This is a genomic window from Pseudomonas sp. W2Jun17, assembly GCF_023127795.1.
Lineage (GTDB): Bacteria > Pseudomonadota > Gammaproteobacteria > Pseudomonadales > Pseudomonadaceae > Aquipseudomonas > Aquipseudomonas synxantha_A.
This window is the reverse complement of sequence record NZ_SPKO01000038.1, coordinates 45,279-61,914: the sequence shown is the minus strand read 5'-3', so window position 1 is coordinate 61,914 and position 16,636 is coordinate 45,279. Positions and strand designations below refer to the sequence as shown.

The window sequence follows — 16,636 nt, the reverse complement described above, 5'->3', positions numbered from 1 at the left end:
GACTTTGTAAGCAGAGGCCTGCTTATTTCATAATGCGCGCTTATTGGACTCCCCGAGGGTCCGCGCGCCCCGTCAGAGGTAAGTCGATTCCCATGAAACGCACCGGCCGCACCCTGGTTCTGGGCTGCCTGTTGCTCCTTCAGCCGCTGCTGGCACATGCCCAGGCAGGCGGCAACTCGTTGTTAATCCCAGCGATGGGTCGTTGCACCCTCAATACCCAGCCAGACAGCCAGGCCGAAGCCCTGAGCGCGTGCCAGAAACAAGCTGATGAAGGGGATGCGCAAGCGCAATACGAGTTGGGCGAGTTCTACCACGACAGCAAGAACCCGGCCGTCGACCTCAACAAAGCGTTGAGCTACTTCGAAAAGGCTTCGCTACAAGGCCACGCCCAGGCGCAATTCCAGCTCGGCAATATGTTCTTCAAGGGTGAAGGCGTGCCGGCCAATAACGTGCAGGCCTACATCGTGCTGAAAATGGCCGCGGTCAACGGTGCTGAAGACGCGCTGGACACCGCCGATGAGGTCGCCGAGCACATGCAGCGCGATGAACTGGAAGTGGCGACCCAGGTACTGGGGCAGATTTTCCGTAATTACCTGCAGGAATTGCAGAGCGCCGATGGGCGCTCGCCCTTCTCTCCCCTGCCCTGATCACGGCGATAACAGGTAGCCCTGTCGATATGCCGTGGACCCCGCTACATGGGCAATCGTCATACCGGCGCTTGCCATGCGGCGTACTGATCGCACATACAACAGCCCTTCATGCTCACACGCGACCTCAATCACTCGGTCCGTGATCGGGTCGATGACTTGCGCCACGATCTGTCCTGCTTCGAGGTAGTCCCCCACCTGCGCGCAAAAGACCATCAAGCCTCCCACCGGGCTCACCACCGGCTCGACCCCCGCCAAGGGTGTTGGCGGGCTCAATAGCGCCGGCAGTGGCGGCGCTTGCCCCTCAATGCCTCCCTGTAACATCAGATAGTTGATCAACGCCTGACAATCCTGCCGCGCCAGCCCGTGGTCCACATCGGCAACGCCGCGCAACTCCACGGTCACGGCAAAACCCGGCGCCGAAAAGGCCCCAGGAAAACGCGCCTGCATCCGTGCCCAGAACAAGGTGTAGCAATCGTCGAACGAATGCCCGCCCGCGTCCGGGCTCATAAAGCAGGCCCGAGCGCCCAGGTACCGCGCCAGCGGCTCCACCTGGGGCCAGGCATCGGGCGCCAGGTACAGGTGCTGCACTGCCTCGAAATCACAATGCAGGTCCAGCACCCTGTCGGCGTCACAGGCCAGCGTTTGCAGGACCAAACGCAGAGAGTGCAGCTGGGTCGCCGGTACCTGGCTGACAAGGGTTCGCCGCAGGGCCGCACGGATCAGATGCAGGTTATGCGCAGGATCATCGGTCAGAACATCCTGTACCTGGTCGCCGACCTGCTCGCTGACGTCAACGAAGAAGCGGTTGAAGTTCTCTCGACTGTCGTTATCGAAACGCCCCTGCGGTACGTCCATCAGCACCTGCTCCAACCCCAACGGATTGGCCACCGGCACCAGCACCACTTGCCAACGCAACGCACCTGTCGCCTCCAGGTGCGCCAGACGCTGTTTGAGATGCCACAACACCAGCATCCCCGGTAATTCATCGGCGTGCAGGGACGCCTGGATGTAAACCTTGCTCGGCGCATTGGCCGGACCGTAATGAAAACTATGAATATGCCGCGTGGTACCTGGCACAGCCGTTAACAGTTCATGCCTGTGAGTCTGCATATTGCCCCCCTATCGACTCGAATCAAGAAAGCTCAGCCAACGTCGTTCAGCCAGATGGAACAAGCCGACCAACGCGAACGTAATACACAAGTAAAGCGCCGCGGCCAGGCCAAAGGATTGGAAGGTGAGGAAGGTTGCAGCGTTGGCATCCCGTGCGACTTTCAGGATATCCGGCACCGTTGCCGTGAACGCCAGGGTGGTGGAATGCAACATGAAGATCACTTCATTGCTGTAGTAGGGCAACGACCGGCGCAGGGCCGAGGGCATGATCAAGTGCACGTACAACTTCCAGCCGTCGAAGCCCAGGGAACGAGCAGCCTCGATTTCACCGCGTGGCATTGCCCGAATTGCGCCCGCCAGTATTTCCGTGGTGTAGGCCGCGGTATTGAGGGCAAACGCCAGAAGCGTGCAATTGAGCGCTTCGCGAAAAAAGGCATCCAGCAACGGTTGCTCGCGAACAGCGCCAATGCTGTAGATGCCGGTGTAGAAGATCAGTAACTGGATATACAGCGGTGTGCCGCGAAACACGTAGGTAAAGCTTTGCACCGGCCAGCGCAGCCAGCGTCGGCTGGACGTCCTGGCGATGGACAGTGGCAACGCCAACAGCAGGCCCAGGCACAAAGAGGCGCTGGTCAGCCACAAGGTCATGGCCAGACCGGTGATTTGTTGACCGTCGGAATAAATAAACGGCCGCCAATACTCCTGGATAAGCTCGATCATGATGATGATCCCTGCACACCTTCACCATACCGACGCTCCAGCCAGCGCAACGCTGCGTTTGAAACACTGCTGAGCAAGAGGTAGACCAGCGCCGCCAGCAGCAGAAAAGCCAGTAATTGCTGACTGCTCTTGCCCGCCATCTGCGCCACTTTCACCAGGTCTGCCAGGCCGATGATCGACACCAGCGCCGTAGCCTTGAGCAAGACCATCCAGTTATTGCCCAGACCCGGCAGGGCGAATCGCATCATCTGCGGGAATATCACATGCAAAAAGCTCTGCCTGAAGCTCAGGCCAAGGGCCTTGGCTGCCTGGAACTGCCCACGGGGTACAGCCAGCAACGCGCCGCGAAAGGTTTCGGTGAAATAAGCGCCGTAGATAAACCCCAGAGTGATCACGCCGGCGCTGAAAGGGTCGATATCGATGTAGGCCCAGCCCAATTCGCTGGTCAGACGACTCAGGCCTGTCTGCAACCCGTAGAAAATCAACAGCATTAACAGCAGGTCCGGTACCCCGCGAATCAAGGTGGTGTACACCTGTGCGCACAGGCGCCATGCCCTCACCCTGGACAGCTTGGCGCCTGCCCCCAGCAGGCCCAGGATCAGCCCCAGCAGCAATGACAACAGTGCCAGTTGCAGGGTGACCCAGACCCCGTGCAGTAACATCGGTAAAAAACCACCCAGGGACGCGGCGAATTGAGTGAAGGCAGGTAGCATGATCGTGTCCTCGCTGGCCGTTGAAGGCGGTTATTGGCCGCTGAACATGTTCACACCGGGGAAGTACTGCTCTTGCAGGCGAGCATAGGTACCATCGGCGTGCAGGGCAGCCAGCCCCTTATTCAACAGCGCTTTCAACGTGTGGTTACCCTTGGCGAGGCCGATGCCGCTTTTGGACGGCATCAACTCGCTGTCAATCAGCGGCCCCAGTACAAACCCGACGCCTTGGGGTGAACGCAAAAATCCGCTCTCTGCTTGCTGAGCATCCTGCAGCGATGCCTGCAAACGCCCTGTCAGCAGGTCCGCGTACACTTGCTCCTGATCGGCATAAGCCACCACCTTCATACCCTGCCCAGCGAGCACTTGCCGGGCATAAACTTCCTGAGTACTGCCCTGCAAATAGCCGACGGCCATGCCTGTGGAAAGCTCAGTGCCAGGGCGCATCACCATGGCAGTGGGGCTGGAAAACACCTCCGAGGAGAAGTCGATGACCTTTTGCCGAGCGGCAGTGATGGTCATTGAAGCGAAGATGGCGTCGATCTTGCCGGCGTTGAGGCTGGGAATCATGCCGTCAAAGTCACTCTCGACCCATTGGCAGCGAACATTCAAACGTGCACAAATTGCATTGCCGATATCTATTTCAAAACCGGTCAAAGTCCCCGTGCTGTCTTTATAAGCAAAGGGCGCATAGTTGGGATCGGCAGCGAAACGGATCACGTTGTAATCGTTGGCAAACAACGATGTATTAATCAGGAGCGCGGTGAATAACATCAGGAGTATTTTTTTCATTATTGTATTCCTCGTTATTGATTGAACAGTTGGACTGACTACATCTCTATAAATGGAATTTCTCTGCGCACTACCAGCGAGCCCTCCGGCGCATCGAACTCACGCGCGATGCGATGCCCTGAATACACCGCCGCCGCAATGGTGCCGGGCGCCACGCAGTCGCCGATCAGCGTCAGCGTTCGGATGCCTGCCGCCTGTAACTGTTCGGGTGAGTTGTTCAAGGCCTGATACAGCGCCTGCTCAGGCTCCCGGGAAGTGACCAGCAGCAAGGCTGCAGCTGGGATCAACCGCGTACGTTCGGTGTAGATGCAGCCCGCTACCACGCCCTCTGGCTTAACGCTGACCAGCGTATGGGACGGCACGATCGTGACATTCAGCTGCATCAGACGACGCTGAATGCGATGCTGCTCAAGGGTGTTATGGGTCCAGGCCGCCACGTCCGCCGCGGGGGTGACGAATATCACCTCCACGCCACGCGCCACCAGATGTTCGGCCAGCACACTGCCCATGTAATAGTGATCGTCATCGAACAGCAGCACCGGCGAAGCGGGCAACGCCCCTGCCATCAGGTCATCAGGCGTCAGCACGGGCAGGCTGTCCAGGCCCGTTAAGGATCGGCGCAAGGCGCGTCCCAATCCATCACGTCGCCAGTGGGAACCCGTAGCAATGAACACATGCTCAGCGGCTAAATCCAGCACGTCCTGGGCCTGCAAGTGGCTTTCCCGATAGATCTCCACCGACGGCATACGGCTCAACGCATCCAGTCGATAGTCAATCACCCGCGCCCAACTCGCCAGCCCCGGCAGCCGGGCTTCCAGCGCTACACGTCCGCCCAGGGTGCGCAGGCTGTCGACCAGGGCCACTTCCATCCCTCGCGCACCCAGGATCCGTGAACACTCAAGCCCGGATGGCCCGGCGCCGACCACCAGCGCCCGGCCGGGTTGCTGCGTATGGTTGACCGACTCGGGATGCCAGCCACGTCGCCATTCCTCACCCATGGTCGGGTTCTGTGTACAGCGCAGGGGCGTGCTGGTGTGATCACCACTGACGCATACATTGCAGCCGATACACTCGCGAATTTCCTCGGCGCGCCCCTCTTCAATCTTCTTGGGCAAGAAGGGATCGGCAATCGAAGGGCGGGCCGCCCCGATCAGGTCCAGCACGCCACGACGAACCAAAGACACCATGGTGTCTGGCGAAGTGAAGCGGCCGACGCCCACCACGGGCTTGCTGGTCAGCGCCTTGAGCCCCAGCAGGAAGGTCTCCTGGTAACCCTCCCCGGCAAAGCGCGCCGTCACGCTGTCATTGGACCAATCGGCGACATTGACGTCCCACAGGTCCGGCAGGTCTGCCAGCATCGAGAAGATTTCGGCACCTTCGCCCTCGCGACTCAAGCCGTCGGCCATTTGTTCATCCACCGCCAGGCGGACCGCTACGGCACACCGATCACCGACTGCGTCGCGAGTGTCTTCAATCAATTCGCGGAGCAAACGCACACGGTTTTCCAACACACCGCCGTATTCGTCGGTACGCCGGTTATTGCGTGGCGTGAGGAAATGGAACGGCACACTCAGGTCGTGGCCGGCGTACACATAGATGATGTCGAAACCCGCCTCCCGGGCGCGCAATGCGGCGGCTCGATGCAGGGCGCGCAATTGCCGGATATCGGCATGGCTCATGGCCCGGGCCTGCACCGGGTCGTAACTGCGCACCGGGGTATTGGAAGGCGCCCAGGGAATTTCGCGACTGTAGCGGTTGGGCGCCGAGTAACCGTTGAATGCCAGCTCTACCCCTGCCAACGACCCGTGCTGGTGTACCGCCTCACACATGCGGGCCAATGCAGGAATGTCGCGCTCATCCCACAAACGCGCCTCGATATAAGGGGAGAACTCGCTCAGCGGGCTGATTTCGCACTCTTCAGTGCACACCACGCCCCAGCCGCCCTCGGCTTTCACTGCGCGCATCCGGGCCATGGCCGAGGGATGTACATGGCCCATGCCATTACAGTGGGGAACTTGATAAAAGCGATTGCAAGTACGGACCGGGCCTATTTGTACCGGCTCAAACAGAATGTCATAGCGAGGATCGCGCACAGGGCTACTCCCGAACAAGTCAGTTCGTTAATGACGGCGTGATGGAACTTGGCGCTAATGAGTGGCGTGATTAAACGCAGTTGAACGGGGGAAACTTCGAGGTTTTCTTATTATTGGTATATTCATGATGCCCTCTCTGAATAAACAAAATTTGCTATCTTTCAAACAAAATGTCCATCCACTGAGAGGCAGTTTCGGAAACGCCCTACAAATTAATTGCAGATCATTTCTCGGGCATCGGCATCGGAAACGGCATCACATTGCTCGTGCCCCGTGCTTCGCTGATCTTCGGCGTACCCAGGCGTTCGACTTCATCGATGCGCACAATCGAATGCATCGGCACAAAGCTGCGCACCACGCCTTCGAACTGGGCCTTGAGCTTTTCTTCGCCCGGATCGACGACCAACTGGGTGCGCTCGCCAAAGACGAACTCTTCCACTTCCAGGAAGCCCCACAGATCACTTTGATAGATCTGCTTGGCGTACATTTCGAACACCTGGCCCTGGTTGAGGAAAATCACCTTGTAGATTGGAGCTTCACGTTTGGTCATGGTGGGCGGGGAACACATGGGGATATAAAAGAGGGCGCGAACTATAGCATGGCACCCGATGCACAGCGCTAGGAACCGATGGGCATGACCCCTATAATGCGCGGTTCTTTACCACCAGTTGACGATTCCCATGGCCAAGAAGCTTTATATCGAAACCCACGGTTGCCAGATGAACGAGTACGACAGCTCGCGCATGGTCGACCTGCTGGGCGAACACCAGGCCCTGGAAGTCACCGCCCGCGCCGAAGATGCCGACGTGATCCTGCTCAATACCTGCTCGATCCGCGAACGGGCCCAGGACCGTGTGTACTCCCAGCTGGGCCGCTGGCGTGAATTGAAACTGGCCAACCCGGACATGGTGATCGCCGTCGGCGGTTGCGTGGCCAGCCAGGAAGGTGCTGCGATCCGCGACCGCGCCCCGTATGTCGACGTGGTGTTCGGCCCGCAGACCTTGCACCGCCTGCCGGAAATGATTGACGCCGCACGCGTCACCAAGCTGCCGCAGGTGGACGTATCGTTCCCGGAAATCGAGAAATTCGACCATTTGCCCGAGCCGCGCATCGATGGCCCGAGCGCCTACGTGTCGGTGATGGAAGGTTGCAGCAAGTACTGCACTTTCTGCGTGGTGCCCTACACACGCGGTGAAGAAGTCAGCCGGCCGTTTGACGATGTACTGGCAGAAATCATCCACCTGGCTGAAAACGGCGTGCGCGAAGTGACCCTACTTGGCCAGAACGTCAACGGCTACCGCGGCCTGACCCACGACGGGCGCCTGGCCGACCTGGCGGAGCTGATCCGCGTGGTCGCCGCCGTCGATGGCATCGAACGTATCCGCTATACCACTTCGCACCCGCTGGAATTCTCCGACAGCCTGATCCAGGCCCACGCCGAAGTGCCGGAGCTGGTCAAGCACCTGCACTTGCCGGTGCAATCGGGCTCGGACCGCATCCTGTCGGCGATGAAGCGCAACCACACGGCGCTGGAATACAAATCCAAGCTGCGCAAATTGCGCGCCGCCGTACCGGGCATCTGCATCAGTTCGGACTTTATCGTCGGCTTCCCGGGCGAAACCGAGAAAGATTTCCAGCAGACCATGAAGCTGATTGAAGACGTCGGTTTCGACTTTTCCTACTCGTTTGTGTACAGCCAGCGCCCGGGCACCCCGGCGGCGGACCTGCTGGACGAAACCCCGGAGGCGTTGAAAAAGGAGCGGTTGAACGCACTGCAACATCGCCTCAACCAACAGGGTTTCGAAATCAGCCGACAAATGGTCGGCTCGACCCAGCGCATCCTGGTCACCGATTACTCGAAGAAAGACCCGGGTGAGTTGCAGGGGCGCACCGAGAACAACCGCATCGTCAACTTCCGCTGCGACAACCCGACCCTGATCGGCCAATTTGCCGATGTGCACATCGATGCGGCGCAGCCACACTCGTTGCGCGGCTCGTTGATCAACTGATCTCGCGGACCGGATGAAGATCAAAATGTGGGAGCTGGCTTGCCTGCGATAGCGATGTATCAGTGCCCTATGTGCCAACTGACCCACCGCTATCGCAGGCAAGCCAGCTCCCACAGGAGTTCTTCATGGTTATCGAGAGTGGGGCCAGGCTATTTAAGTGCTTTCGCACACCGGCGCCTGGCGTTATTCTCTCTCTCACCTCATCAGCCAAAGGGCGGCTAAAAGCAACCTTGAACGCACCCATAGCAGAACCCCATCGTTTTCTCCTCGAGCCGTTTGAGGCTCGCCGTTTCGCCAACCTGTGCGGACAGTTCGACGAGCACCTGCGCCTGATCGAACAACGCCTGAGCATCGAGATCCGCAACCGCGGCAATCAGTTCGAGCTCATTGGTGAACCCCAACACACCACGTCTGCCGAAAACCTGCTGCGTCGCCTCTACCGCGAAACCAAGGGTAGTGAGCTGTCGCCAGAGACGGTACACCTGTACCTGCAGGAATCAGCCGTGGAGGACCTGGCCAACAACCCGGTGGCCGAAGCCAGCGTGGCCCTGCGTACCAAAAAAGGCATGATTCGCCCACGCGGCTTGAATCAGCAGAAGTACGTCAAGGAAATCCTCGGCAACGACATCAACTTCGGCATCGGCCCAGCCGGTACCGGCAAGACCTACCTGGCCGTCGCCTGTGCGGTGGATGCCCTGGAGCGCGAGCAAGTGCGGCGCATCCTGCTGGTGCGCCCGGCGGTCGAAGCGGGCGAAAAGCTCGGCTTCCTGCCCGGCGACCTGGCCCAGAAGATCGACCCGTACCTGCGCCCGCTCTACGACGCGCTGTACGAGATGCTCGGCTTTGAATACGTGGCCAAGCTGATCGAGCGCCAGGTGATCGAAATCGCCCCGCTGGCCTACATGCGTGGCCGCACCTTGAACAACAGCTTCATCATCCTCGACGAAAGCCAGAACACCACCGTCGAGCAGATGAAGATGTTCCTCACCCGCATCGGTTTCGGCTCTACCGCCGTGATCACCGGTGACGTCACCCAGGTCGACCTGCCCAAGGGCACCAAGTCGGGGCTGGCGCAGGTGATCGAGGTACTCAAGGATGTACCGGGCATCAGCTTCACGCATTTCATGCCCAAGGACGTGGTGCGTCACCCGCTGGTGCAGCGCATCGTAGAAGCCTATGAGCGTTTCGATCACAAGGATGACGCACCGGCCAGGGACGTTCGCGGCGATGCTTGAGCTAGACCTGCAGCTTGCCACCGAAGCGCCCGCCCCCAGCGAAGCACAGTTCCGGCACTGGTGCACCCTGGCCCTGCGCCAGCGCACCGCAGACTCGGAGCTGACCATTCGTCTGGTGGATGAGCCCGAAGGCCGCGAGCTGAACCACACCTGGCGTCAAAAAGACTACGCGACCAACGTGCTGTCCTTCCCCGCCGACGTACCCGACGAGTTGCTGGATATCCCGCTGCTGGGCGACCTGGTGATCTGCGTCGAGGTGGTCGAGCGCGAGGCAAAGGAACAAGGCAAGGAACTTGAAGCCCATTGGGCCCATCTAGTCATCCACGGCTGCTTGCATCTCTTGGGCTACGACCATATAGACGATGATGAAGCCGAGGAAATGGAAGCACTGGAACGAACGTTGCTTGCTGAACTGGGTCACCGCGACCCTTACGCAGACGACGAAAGCTGATCAACACTCAACTGTCATATCAAAGGATTTAGAGTAATCGCTATGAGCGAAGACCGATCGAGCAACGGGCAGAAGTCATGGCTGGGTAAACTGACCCAGGCTTTTGCCCACGAGCCGAAAAACCGCCAGGAGCTGCTGGAGCTGCTGCGCGAGGCCCACCAGAACAAGTTGCTGGACAGCGAAGCGCTGGCCATCGTCGAAGGCGCCATCCAGGTGGCTGACCTGCAAGTACGGGACATCATGGTCCCGCGCTCGCAGATGATCAGCATCAAGGCGACCCAGACCCCACGGGAATTCCTCCCGGCCGTGATCGACTCGGCGCACTCGCGCTACCCGGTGATCGGTGAAAGCCATGACGACGTCATGGGTGTCCTGCTGGCCAAGGACCTGTTGCCACTGATCCTCAAGGAGAATGGCGACAGCTTCAACATCAAGGACCTGCTGCGTCCGGCCACCTTCGTACCTGAATCCAAGCGCCTGAATGTGCTGCTGCGCGAATTTCGCGCCAACCACAATCACATGGCCATTGTGATCGACGAATACGGCGGCGTGGCTGGCCTGGTGACCATCGAAGACGTGCTGGAACAGATCGTCGGCGATATCGAAGACGAGCACGACGTCGAAGAAGACAGCTACATCAAGCCGCTGCCCAGCGGTGACTTCCTGGTCAAGGCGCTGACGCCGATCGAGAACTTCAACGAGTTCTTCGACAGCGAATTCTCCGACGATGAGTTCGACACGGTCGGCGGCCTGGTGATGAGTGCGTTCGGGCATCTGCCCAAGCGTAACGAAACCACCGAGATTGGCGCCTATCGCTTCCGCATTTTGAATGCCGATAGTCGTCGTATCCATCTGATCCGTTTGACACCTATTGCCCGCTAAGGAAGGGGTGGGGCATCAGCTATTTCCTGTGTCGCGTTGCCCCTGAGAGCGGGCCAGGCAAGGCGCAGGCCGCAGGGAATGGCATTCCCTTTTCAAGGCCTGCAACGCAGTATGGCCCGCTCTCAGGGACAACCCGAAGGGCCGGGCCTGCTGCGACACAGGGCTGCGTTACTCGTCGTTCATTTGGAAAAACCAAACCACACTCCTCGCGCCTTGCCCTGTGCCGCAGCAGGCCCGGCGCGATACAGGAAATAGCTGATGACCCACCCCTACATGCAGCGCCTGAACCGCCCCGGCTGGCCCGGTAACTTGCTGGCCGTGGTGGCCGGCGCCATCACTACTCTGGCGCTGGCGCCGTTCGATATCTGGCCGTTGGCTCTGGTAGCGGTCGGCCTGTTCTATATCGGCCTGCGGGAGCTGACACCCCGCCAGGCCCTGGGCCGCGGCTGGTGTTTCGGTTTCGGCCTGTTTGGCGCCGGCACCAGCTGGATCTACTACAGCATCCACCACTTCGGCGGCGCTTCGGTGCTGCTGGCGGGGTTCCTGATGCTGCTGTTCACCGCCGCCATTGCCTGGTTCTTTGCCCTGCCCGCCTGGTTGTGGGCGCGCTGGCTGCGCCGCAATGAAGCACCGTTGGCGGATGCCCTGACCTTCGCCGCGTTATGGGTTGGCCAGGAAGCGTTTCGTGGCTGGTTCCTCACCGGTTTCCCCTGGTTGTACTCCGGTTACAGCCAACTCGACGGCCCGCTGACCGGCCTCGCGCCGCTGGGCGGAATGTGGCTGATTTCCTTCGCGCTTGCACTCACGGCAGCCCTGCTGTGCAACCTGCCGCGCCTGCTGGCAAGCAAGCGCAACGCCTTCATTGGTGCGGGCCTGGTGTTGCTGGTCGCCCCCTGGGCCATCGGCCTGGCGCTCAAGCACCACGCCTGGACCTCGCCCTCCGGCGCCCCCCTGAGCGTCGCCGCCATCCAGGGCAACGTCGAGCAAAGCATGAAGTGGGACCCCGAGCAGCTTAATGCACAGTTGGCGCTGTATCGCGACATGAGCCTGAGCTCCAAGCGTGTCGACCTGCTGGTATGGCCGGAAACCGCCGTGCCGGTACTCAAGGAGTCGGTCGAGGGCTACCTGGGCATGATGGGCAAGTTTGCCGCCGACCGGAACACCGCGCTGATTACCGGGGTACCGATTCGCCAGGAAGTGCACCATGAGAAGCGCTACTTCAATGGCATTACCGTAGTCGGCGAAGGTGACGGCACCTATCTCAAGCAAAAGCTGGTGCCGTTTGGCGAATACGTGCCGTTGCAGGACATGCTGCGCGGGCTGATTGCGTTCTTCGACCTGCCGATGTCGGACTTCGCCCGTGGCCCTTCAGACCAGGCCATGCTTCAGGCCAAGGGCTATCAGATTGCGCCGTTCATTTGCTATGAAGTGGTGTACCCGGAATTCGCTGCCGGCCTGTCGGCCCAGAGCGACCTGCTGCTGACCATCAGCAACGACACCTGGTTCGGTCGCTCCATCGGCCCATTGCAGCACCTGCAAATGGCGCAGATGCGTGCACTGGAAGCCGGGCGCTGGATGATCCGCGCCACCAATAACGGCGTGACCGGGCTGATCAACCCGTTTGGGCAGATCACCGCACAGATCCCGCAATTCGAGCGTGGCATTCTCTACGGCGAAGTGGTGCCGATGCATAACCTCACGCCGTACCTGCAGTGGCGTTCGTGGCCGTTGATCATTGTGTGCCTGGGGTTGTTTGGCTGGGCGCTGCTGGCTGGCCGGATGTCCAAAACGCTCTGACCTGTGGGAGCTGGCTTGCCTGCGATGGCGGTGTATCAATGCGCTGAGTGCTCACTGACCCACCGCCATCGCAGGCAAGCCAGCTCCCACAATTGATTTCCTGTGTTGCACCTATCGGTAGAACAACCGATACCCCACCTGCCCCACCGCTTCGTTGATCAACTGCCCGCTCTGCCACACCGCCTTGACCTCCGGCATCCAGCCGCCCAGCGGCCGGCCGTGGTCCACGCCCAGAAAGCCCACCGGCCCGGGCACCACGGTGAAACCGGCTTTCTCAAAACTCCACACCGAACGCGGCATATGCCAGGCCTGCGTCACCACCACCACACGCTTGATGCCTTGGGGCAGCAGAATCTCGGCGCTCATCTGGGCGTTTTCCCAGGTGGTACGGCTGCGCTCTTCCTTCCAGCGCACGCTGACGCCGAAATCATCCTGCATCGACACCGCCATCAATTCGGCTTCGCTGGGCGGCGTGCCGTAATGCAAGCCGCCACTGGTCAGCACCGGCAAGCCTGACGCCTTGGCCAGTCGCGCCGCATAACGCTCACGCTCAAGACCAACGCCGGTGGGCTGGTCGCTGCCCCAGGCGATGTCCCCACGCTCGCGCCCGGAGCCCAACACCACAATCGCATCGGCGCGCTGGGCGAGCGTGGCCCAGTCTTCGCGAGCCAATGGCGGCGCTGTCTCAAGCGCACGGGCGCCCCATTGCACCATCACCGGCAGGCTGATCAACCACATCCCGCCCAGCCCCAGGGCAAAGCACACCCCGGCCAGGCGCGGGCGGCTACGGCGAAACCACCAGGCACACGCCAACAACAACAAAAAAATGCCGGGCGGCAACAGCAATTGTTTGATGAAATAACGAAAAGGCATCGGGCATCTCCAAAGATGCCCGAAGCCTAAATGCAACGCGATCAAGCGACAATCTTTACCAGCCTGTTTCGACAACGTTAATGGATAGTACTGTGCTTCACTTGCACCGTACGGACCGGGACCTTTCCGGGCCGCGACCGGCCGCCAAGTCTTTGAGCCAAATGACCTTGGCCGAACGAGGAGGCTCCTGGGCTGGCGGGGAGGCCTGCCCATGAGAGGCGCGGTGTTGATTCAACTCCAGGTAAGTCCTGATCAATTCAAGCTCTGCCTGGCTCAAGCCTCGCAACTCCAGCTCCAGAGGCCGCTCATCACGCAATCGGCCTGCGGTTCTTGCAGCATCCAATGCCCGACCCAAACGGTCGATCAGTCCTTCATACAATTGCGGTTTCGTTAGAGTTCGCTGCGATTCAACCATCCCCTCACCTCATTGAAGAAATACTTGCTCCCCAATAAACAGCGTAGCCCCCGTTGCTGCACCTGCCCGGTGCCGCGACAGACGGCCCTTGCCGCGCAATCAGGGTTTCCCTCGATAGAGTGGGGTCATGTATGCTACGGCGCTTCCTGTAACTCCACTTCCCGCAGGGTTTGGGCACGGACGCGCCACTTTCTGGTGTCGAACAACCCGGACTATGCACCGAAGAGGATTAGGCCACCCCTATTCAGTTCAAAAGTAGCCATGCACGAACAATATCAGCCCCGTGAAATAGAAAATGCCGCACAAACCTTCTGGGACGAGCAAAAGTCCTTTGAAGTCAGCGAACAGCCAGGCAAGGAGACTTACTACTGCCTATCGATGTTCCCTTACCCCAGCGGCAAGCTACACATGGGGCACGTGCGTAACTACACCATCGGCGACGTGATTTCCCGCTACCAGCGCATGCTCGGCAAAAACGTCCTGCAACCCATGGGTTGGGACGCCTTCGGTATGCCGGCAGAAAACGCTGCGATGAAAAACAACGTGGCGCCCGCCAAGTGGACCTACGAAAACATCGCCTACATGAAGACCCAGCTGCGCAGCCTGGGCCTGGCGGTGGACTGGTCCCGCGAGGTCACCACCTGCAAGCCCGATTACTACCGTTGGGAACAATGGCTGTTCACGCGCCTGTTCGAAAAAGGTGTGATCTACAAAAAGAGCGGTACCGTGAACTGGGACCCGATCGACCAGACCGTACTGGCCAACGAGCAGGTCATCGACGGTCGCGGCTGGCGCTCCGGCGCGCTGATCGAAAAGCGCGAAATCCCGATGTACTACTTCAAGATCACCGCCTACGCGGATGAACTGTTGTCGAGCCTCGACGATCTGCCGGGCTGGCCTGAACAGGTCAAGACCATGCAGCGCAACTGGATCGGCAAATCCAAGGGCATGGAAGTGCAGTTCCCGTATAACGTCGATTCCATCGGCGAAGCGGGCGCCCTGAAAGTCTTCACCACCCGTCCGGATACGCTGATGGGCGCGACTTACGTCGCGGTCGCCGCCGAACACCCGCTGGCCACCCAGGCGGCACAGAACAACCCCGAGCTGCAGGCGTTCATCGCCGAATGCAAGGGCGGCAGCGTGGCGGAAGCCGACGTCGCCACCCAGGAGAAAAAAGGCCTGCCGACCGGCCTGTTCGTCGAGCACCCGCTGACCGGCGAGAAACTGCCGGTATGGGTCGCCAACTATGTGCTGATGCACTACGGCGACGGCGCCGTCATGGCCGTGCCGGCCCACGACGAGCGCGATTTCGAATTCGCCACCAAATACAGCCTGCCGATCAAGTCGGTAGTACGTACCAGCTCGGGCGACACCAACCCAGCCCCGTGGCAAGACGCCTACGGCGAGCACGGCACCCTGATCAACTCCGGCGAATTTGACGGCCTGGACTTCCAGGGCGCCTTCGACGCCATCGAAGTCGCGCTGATCAAGAAGAACCTCGGTGCTTCGCGCACCCAGTTCCGCTTGCGCGACTGGGGGATCAGCCGCCAGCGCTACTGGGGCTGCCCGATCCCGATCATTCACTGCCAAACCTGCGGCGATGTACCGGTACCGGAAGACCAACTGCCCGTCGTGCTGCCTGAAGATGTAGTGCCAGATGGTGCTGGCTCGCCATTGGCGCGCATGCCCGAGTTCTACGAGTGCAACTGCCCGAAATGCGGCGCACCGGCCAAGCGTGAAACCGACACCATGGACACCTTCGTGGAGTCCTCCTGGTACTACGCCCGTTACGCCTCGCCGCACTATGAAGGTGGCCTGGTGGAGAAATCCGCAGCCGACCATTGGCTGCCGGTGGATCAGTACATCGGCGGTATCGAACACGCCATTCTCCACCTGCTGTACGCGCGCTTCTTCCACAAGCTGATGCGCGACGAAGGCCTGGTGAGCTCCGATGAGCCGTTCAAGAACCTGCTGACCCAGGGCATGGTGATCGCCGATACCTACTATCGTCGCGAAGCCAATGGCGCCTACACCTGGTTCAACCCGGCGGACGTCGAACTTGAGCGTGACAGCAAAGCCAAGGTGATCAGCGCCAAACTGAAAGCCGACGGCCTGCCGGTGGAAATCGGTGGCACCGAGAAGATGGCCAAGTCCAAGAACAACGGCGTCGACCCACAGTCGATGATCGACCAATTCGGCGCCGATACCTGCCGTCTGTTCATGATGTTCGCCTCGCCGCCCGACATGAGCGCCGAATGGTCCGACTCCGGCGTCGAAGGCTCGCACCGCTTCCTCAAGCGCGTCTGGCGCCTGGCCCATGCCCATGTCAGCCAGGGCTTGCCGGGCAAGCTGGACGTCGCGGCCTTGAACGACGAGCAGAAAGCCATTCGCCGCAGCACTCACCTGGCCATCCGCCAAGCGAGCCTGGACGTAGGGCAGAACCACAAGTTCAACACCGCCATCGCCCAGGTGATGACGCTGATGAACGTGCTGGAAAAAGCCCCGCAGGCCACCGAACTTGATCGCGCGCTGATTCACGAGGGCCTGGAAACGGTTACCCTGCTGCTCGCACCGATCACGCCGCATATCAGCCACGACCTGTGGAACCGCCTGGGCCACAGCGGCGCCGTCATCGATGCCGCCTGGCCGGTACAGGATGACAGCGCCCTGGTTCAGGACACGCTGCAACTGGTCATCCAGGTTAACGGTAAACTGCGCGGCCAGATCGACATGCCGGCCAGTGCCAGCCGTGAAGAGGTCGAAGCGGCTGCTCGCATCAACGAAAACGTGCTGCGCTTTACCGAAGGCTTGACGATCCGCAAAGTGATCGTGGTGCCCGGCAAACTGGTCAACATCGTCGCCAGCTAAATCGGATCGGGCGCGGGGCTTGGGCCCTGCG

Annotated in this window: 15 protein-coding genes; 7 read left to right on the top strand and 8 right to left on the bottom strand. The window is 60.3% G+C overall.

Translation table 11 applies throughout. The features are described from left to right. The first annotated feature begins 92 nt into the window (after window positions 1–92). Window positions 93–647, top strand: coding sequence for a tetratricopeptide repeat protein (locus tag E4O98_RS25235; protein ID WP_005791705.1), 555 nt, complete (start codon window positions 93–95; stop codon window positions 645–647). On the opposite strand, the gene E4O98_RS25230 is transcribed toward E4O98_RS25235, so the two are convergent. From E4O98_RS25230 to E4O98_RS25205, 6 genes are all read right to left on the bottom strand, one after another. Continuing rightward, entirely contained in the window at window positions 648–1,760 is a 1,113-nt protein-coding gene (locus tag E4O98_RS25230) for a succinylglutamate desuccinylase/aspartoacylase family protein (protein WP_032879315.1), read from the bottom strand. It lies immediately after the preceding gene. Between the two features lie 9 nt (window positions 1,761–1,769). Further along, window positions 1,770–2,480, bottom strand: a complete 711-nt coding sequence (locus E4O98_RS25225) for an ABC transporter permease (protein ID WP_032879313.1) — start codon at window positions 2,478–2,480, stop codon at window positions 1,770–1,772. Next, window positions 2,477–3,193 carry an ABC transporter permease subunit gene (locus E4O98_RS25220; RefSeq protein ID WP_005791712.1) on the bottom strand — a complete coding sequence of 239 codons (717 nt, stop codon included), beginning with the start codon at window positions 3,191–3,193 and terminating at the stop codon, window positions 2,477–2,479. Before E4O98_RS25220 ends, E4O98_RS25225 begins: the two co-directional genes overlap by 4 nt. Before the next feature lie 30 nt (window positions 3,194–3,223). Continuing rightward, complete coding sequence (locus tag E4O98_RS25215) at window positions 3,224–3,982, bottom strand: transporter substrate-binding domain-containing protein (protein ID WP_248136534.1); 759 nt, start codon at window positions 3,980–3,982, stop codon at window positions 3,224–3,226. Window positions 3,983–4,020: 38 nt separating this feature from the next. Continuing rightward, window positions 4,021–6,075: an NAD(P)-binding protein gene (locus tag E4O98_RS25210; protein ID WP_248136532.1), complete on the bottom strand. Its 2,055-nt coding sequence runs from the start codon at window positions 6,073–6,075 to the stop codon at window positions 4,021–4,023. Window positions 6,076–6,298: 223 nt separating this feature from the next. Next, a complete protein-coding gene (locus tag E4O98_RS25205; RefSeq protein ID WP_003194436.1) occupies window positions 6,299–6,625 on the bottom strand; it encodes a DUF1820 family protein in 327 nt (108 codons plus the stop codon). A 130-nt stretch (window positions 6,626–6,755) separates the two neighbouring features. Here E4O98_RS25205 and miaB point away from each other — a divergent pair, with 130 nt between their 5' ends. The 5 genes from miaB (at window position 6,756) to lnt (ending at window position 12,449) form a co-directional block, all read left to right on the top strand. Continuing rightward, a complete protein-coding gene (gene miaB, locus E4O98_RS25200) occupies window positions 6,756–8,084 on the top strand; it encodes a tRNA (N6-isopentenyl adenosine(37)-C2)-methylthiotransferase MiaB (RefSeq protein ID WP_005791718.1) in 1,329 nt (442 codons plus the stop codon). A 230-nt stretch (window positions 8,085–8,314) separates the two neighbouring features. Continuing rightward, window positions 8,315–9,319, top strand: a complete 1,005-nt coding sequence (locus E4O98_RS25195; RefSeq protein ID WP_005791720.1) for a PhoH family protein — start codon at window positions 8,315–8,317, stop codon at window positions 9,317–9,319. Beyond that, window positions 9,312–9,770: an rRNA maturation RNase YbeY gene (ybeY, locus tag E4O98_RS25190; RefSeq protein ID WP_005791722.1), complete on the top strand. Its 459-nt coding sequence runs from the start codon at window positions 9,312–9,314 to the stop codon at window positions 9,768–9,770. Before E4O98_RS25195 ends, ybeY begins: the two co-directional genes overlap by 8 nt. Before the next feature lie 42 nt (window positions 9,771–9,812). Beyond that, window positions 9,813–10,652: an HlyC/CorC family transporter gene (locus E4O98_RS25185; RefSeq protein ID WP_005791724.1), complete on the top strand. Its 840-nt coding sequence runs from the start codon at window positions 9,813–9,815 to the stop codon at window positions 10,650–10,652. Window positions 10,653–10,925: 273 nt separating this feature from the next. Further along, window positions 10,926–12,449 (top strand): apolipoprotein N-acyltransferase, encoded by a 1,524-nt coding sequence (lnt, locus tag E4O98_RS25180; RefSeq protein WP_032881204.1) that lies wholly within the window; start codon window positions 10,926–10,928, stop codon window positions 12,447–12,449. A 111-nt stretch (window positions 12,450–12,560) separates the two neighbouring features. Here lnt and E4O98_RS25175 read toward each other — a convergent pair whose 3' ends face one another. Then, entirely contained in the window at window positions 12,561–13,322 is a 762-nt protein-coding gene (locus tag E4O98_RS25175) for a YdcF family protein (RefSeq protein ID WP_005791728.1), read from the bottom strand. Between the two features lie 97 nt (window positions 13,323–13,419). Beyond that, the gene (locus E4O98_RS25170) at window positions 13,420–13,737 is read right to left on the bottom strand and encodes a hypothetical protein (protein WP_005791730.1); all 318 of its coding nucleotides are present in this window, start codon (window positions 13,735–13,737) and stop codon (window positions 13,420–13,422) included. A gap of 261 nt (window positions 13,738–13,998) precedes the next feature. On the opposite strand from E4O98_RS25170, the gene leuS reads away from it, so the two are divergent. Beyond that, entirely contained in the window at window positions 13,999–16,605 is a 2,607-nt protein-coding gene (gene leuS, locus E4O98_RS25165) for a leucine--tRNA ligase (protein ID WP_005791732.1), read from the top strand. Window positions 16,606–16,636 lie beyond the last annotated feature (31 nt).

Excerpts from the sequence above, each read along its gene's own strand:
- leuS (WP_005791732.1), top strand. The coding sequence starts at position 13,999 with ATGCACGAACAATATCAGCCCCGTGAAATAGAAAATGCCGCACAAACC.
- lnt (WP_032881204.1), top strand. The coding sequence starts at position 10,926 with ATGCAGCGCCTGAACCGCCCCGGCTGGCCCGGTAACTTGCTGGCCGTG.
- E4O98_RS25205 (WP_003194436.1), bottom strand. The coding sequence starts at position 6,625 with ATGACCAAACGTGAAGCTCCAATCTACAAGGTGATTTTCCTCAACCAG.
- E4O98_RS25175 (WP_005791728.1), bottom strand. The coding sequence starts at position 13,322 with ATGCCTTTTCGTTATTTCATCAAACAATTGCTGTTGCCGCCCGGCATT.
- E4O98_RS25215 (WP_248136534.1), bottom strand. The coding sequence starts at position 3,982 with ATGAAAAAAATACTCCTGATGTTATTCACCGCGCTCCTGATTAATACA.
- E4O98_RS25225 (WP_032879313.1), bottom strand. The coding sequence starts at position 2,480 with ATGATCGAGCTTATCCAGGAGTATTGGCGGCCGTTTATTTATTCCGAC.
- miaB (WP_005791718.1), top strand. The coding sequence starts at position 6,756 with ATGGCCAAGAAGCTTTATATCGAAACCCACGGTTGCCAGATGAACGAG.
- ybeY (WP_005791722.1), top strand. The coding sequence starts at position 9,312 with ATGCTTGAGCTAGACCTGCAGCTTGCCACCGAAGCGCCCGCCCCCAGC.
- E4O98_RS25185 (WP_005791724.1), top strand. The coding sequence starts at position 9,813 with ATGAGCGAAGACCGATCGAGCAACGGGCAGAAGTCATGGCTGGGTAAA.
- E4O98_RS25220 (WP_005791712.1), bottom strand. The coding sequence starts at position 3,193 with ATGCTACCTGCCTTCACTCAATTCGCCGCGTCCCTGGGTGGTTTTTTA.
- E4O98_RS25235 (WP_005791705.1), top strand. The coding sequence starts at position 93 with ATGAAACGCACCGGCCGCACCCTGGTTCTGGGCTGCCTGTTGCTCCTT.
- E4O98_RS25230 (WP_032879315.1), bottom strand. The coding sequence starts at position 1,760 with ATGCAGACTCACAGGCATGAACTGTTAACGGCTGTGCCAGGTACCACG.
- E4O98_RS25170 (WP_005791730.1), bottom strand. The coding sequence starts at position 13,737 with ATGGTTGAATCGCAGCGAACTCTAACGAAACCGCAATTGTATGAAGGA.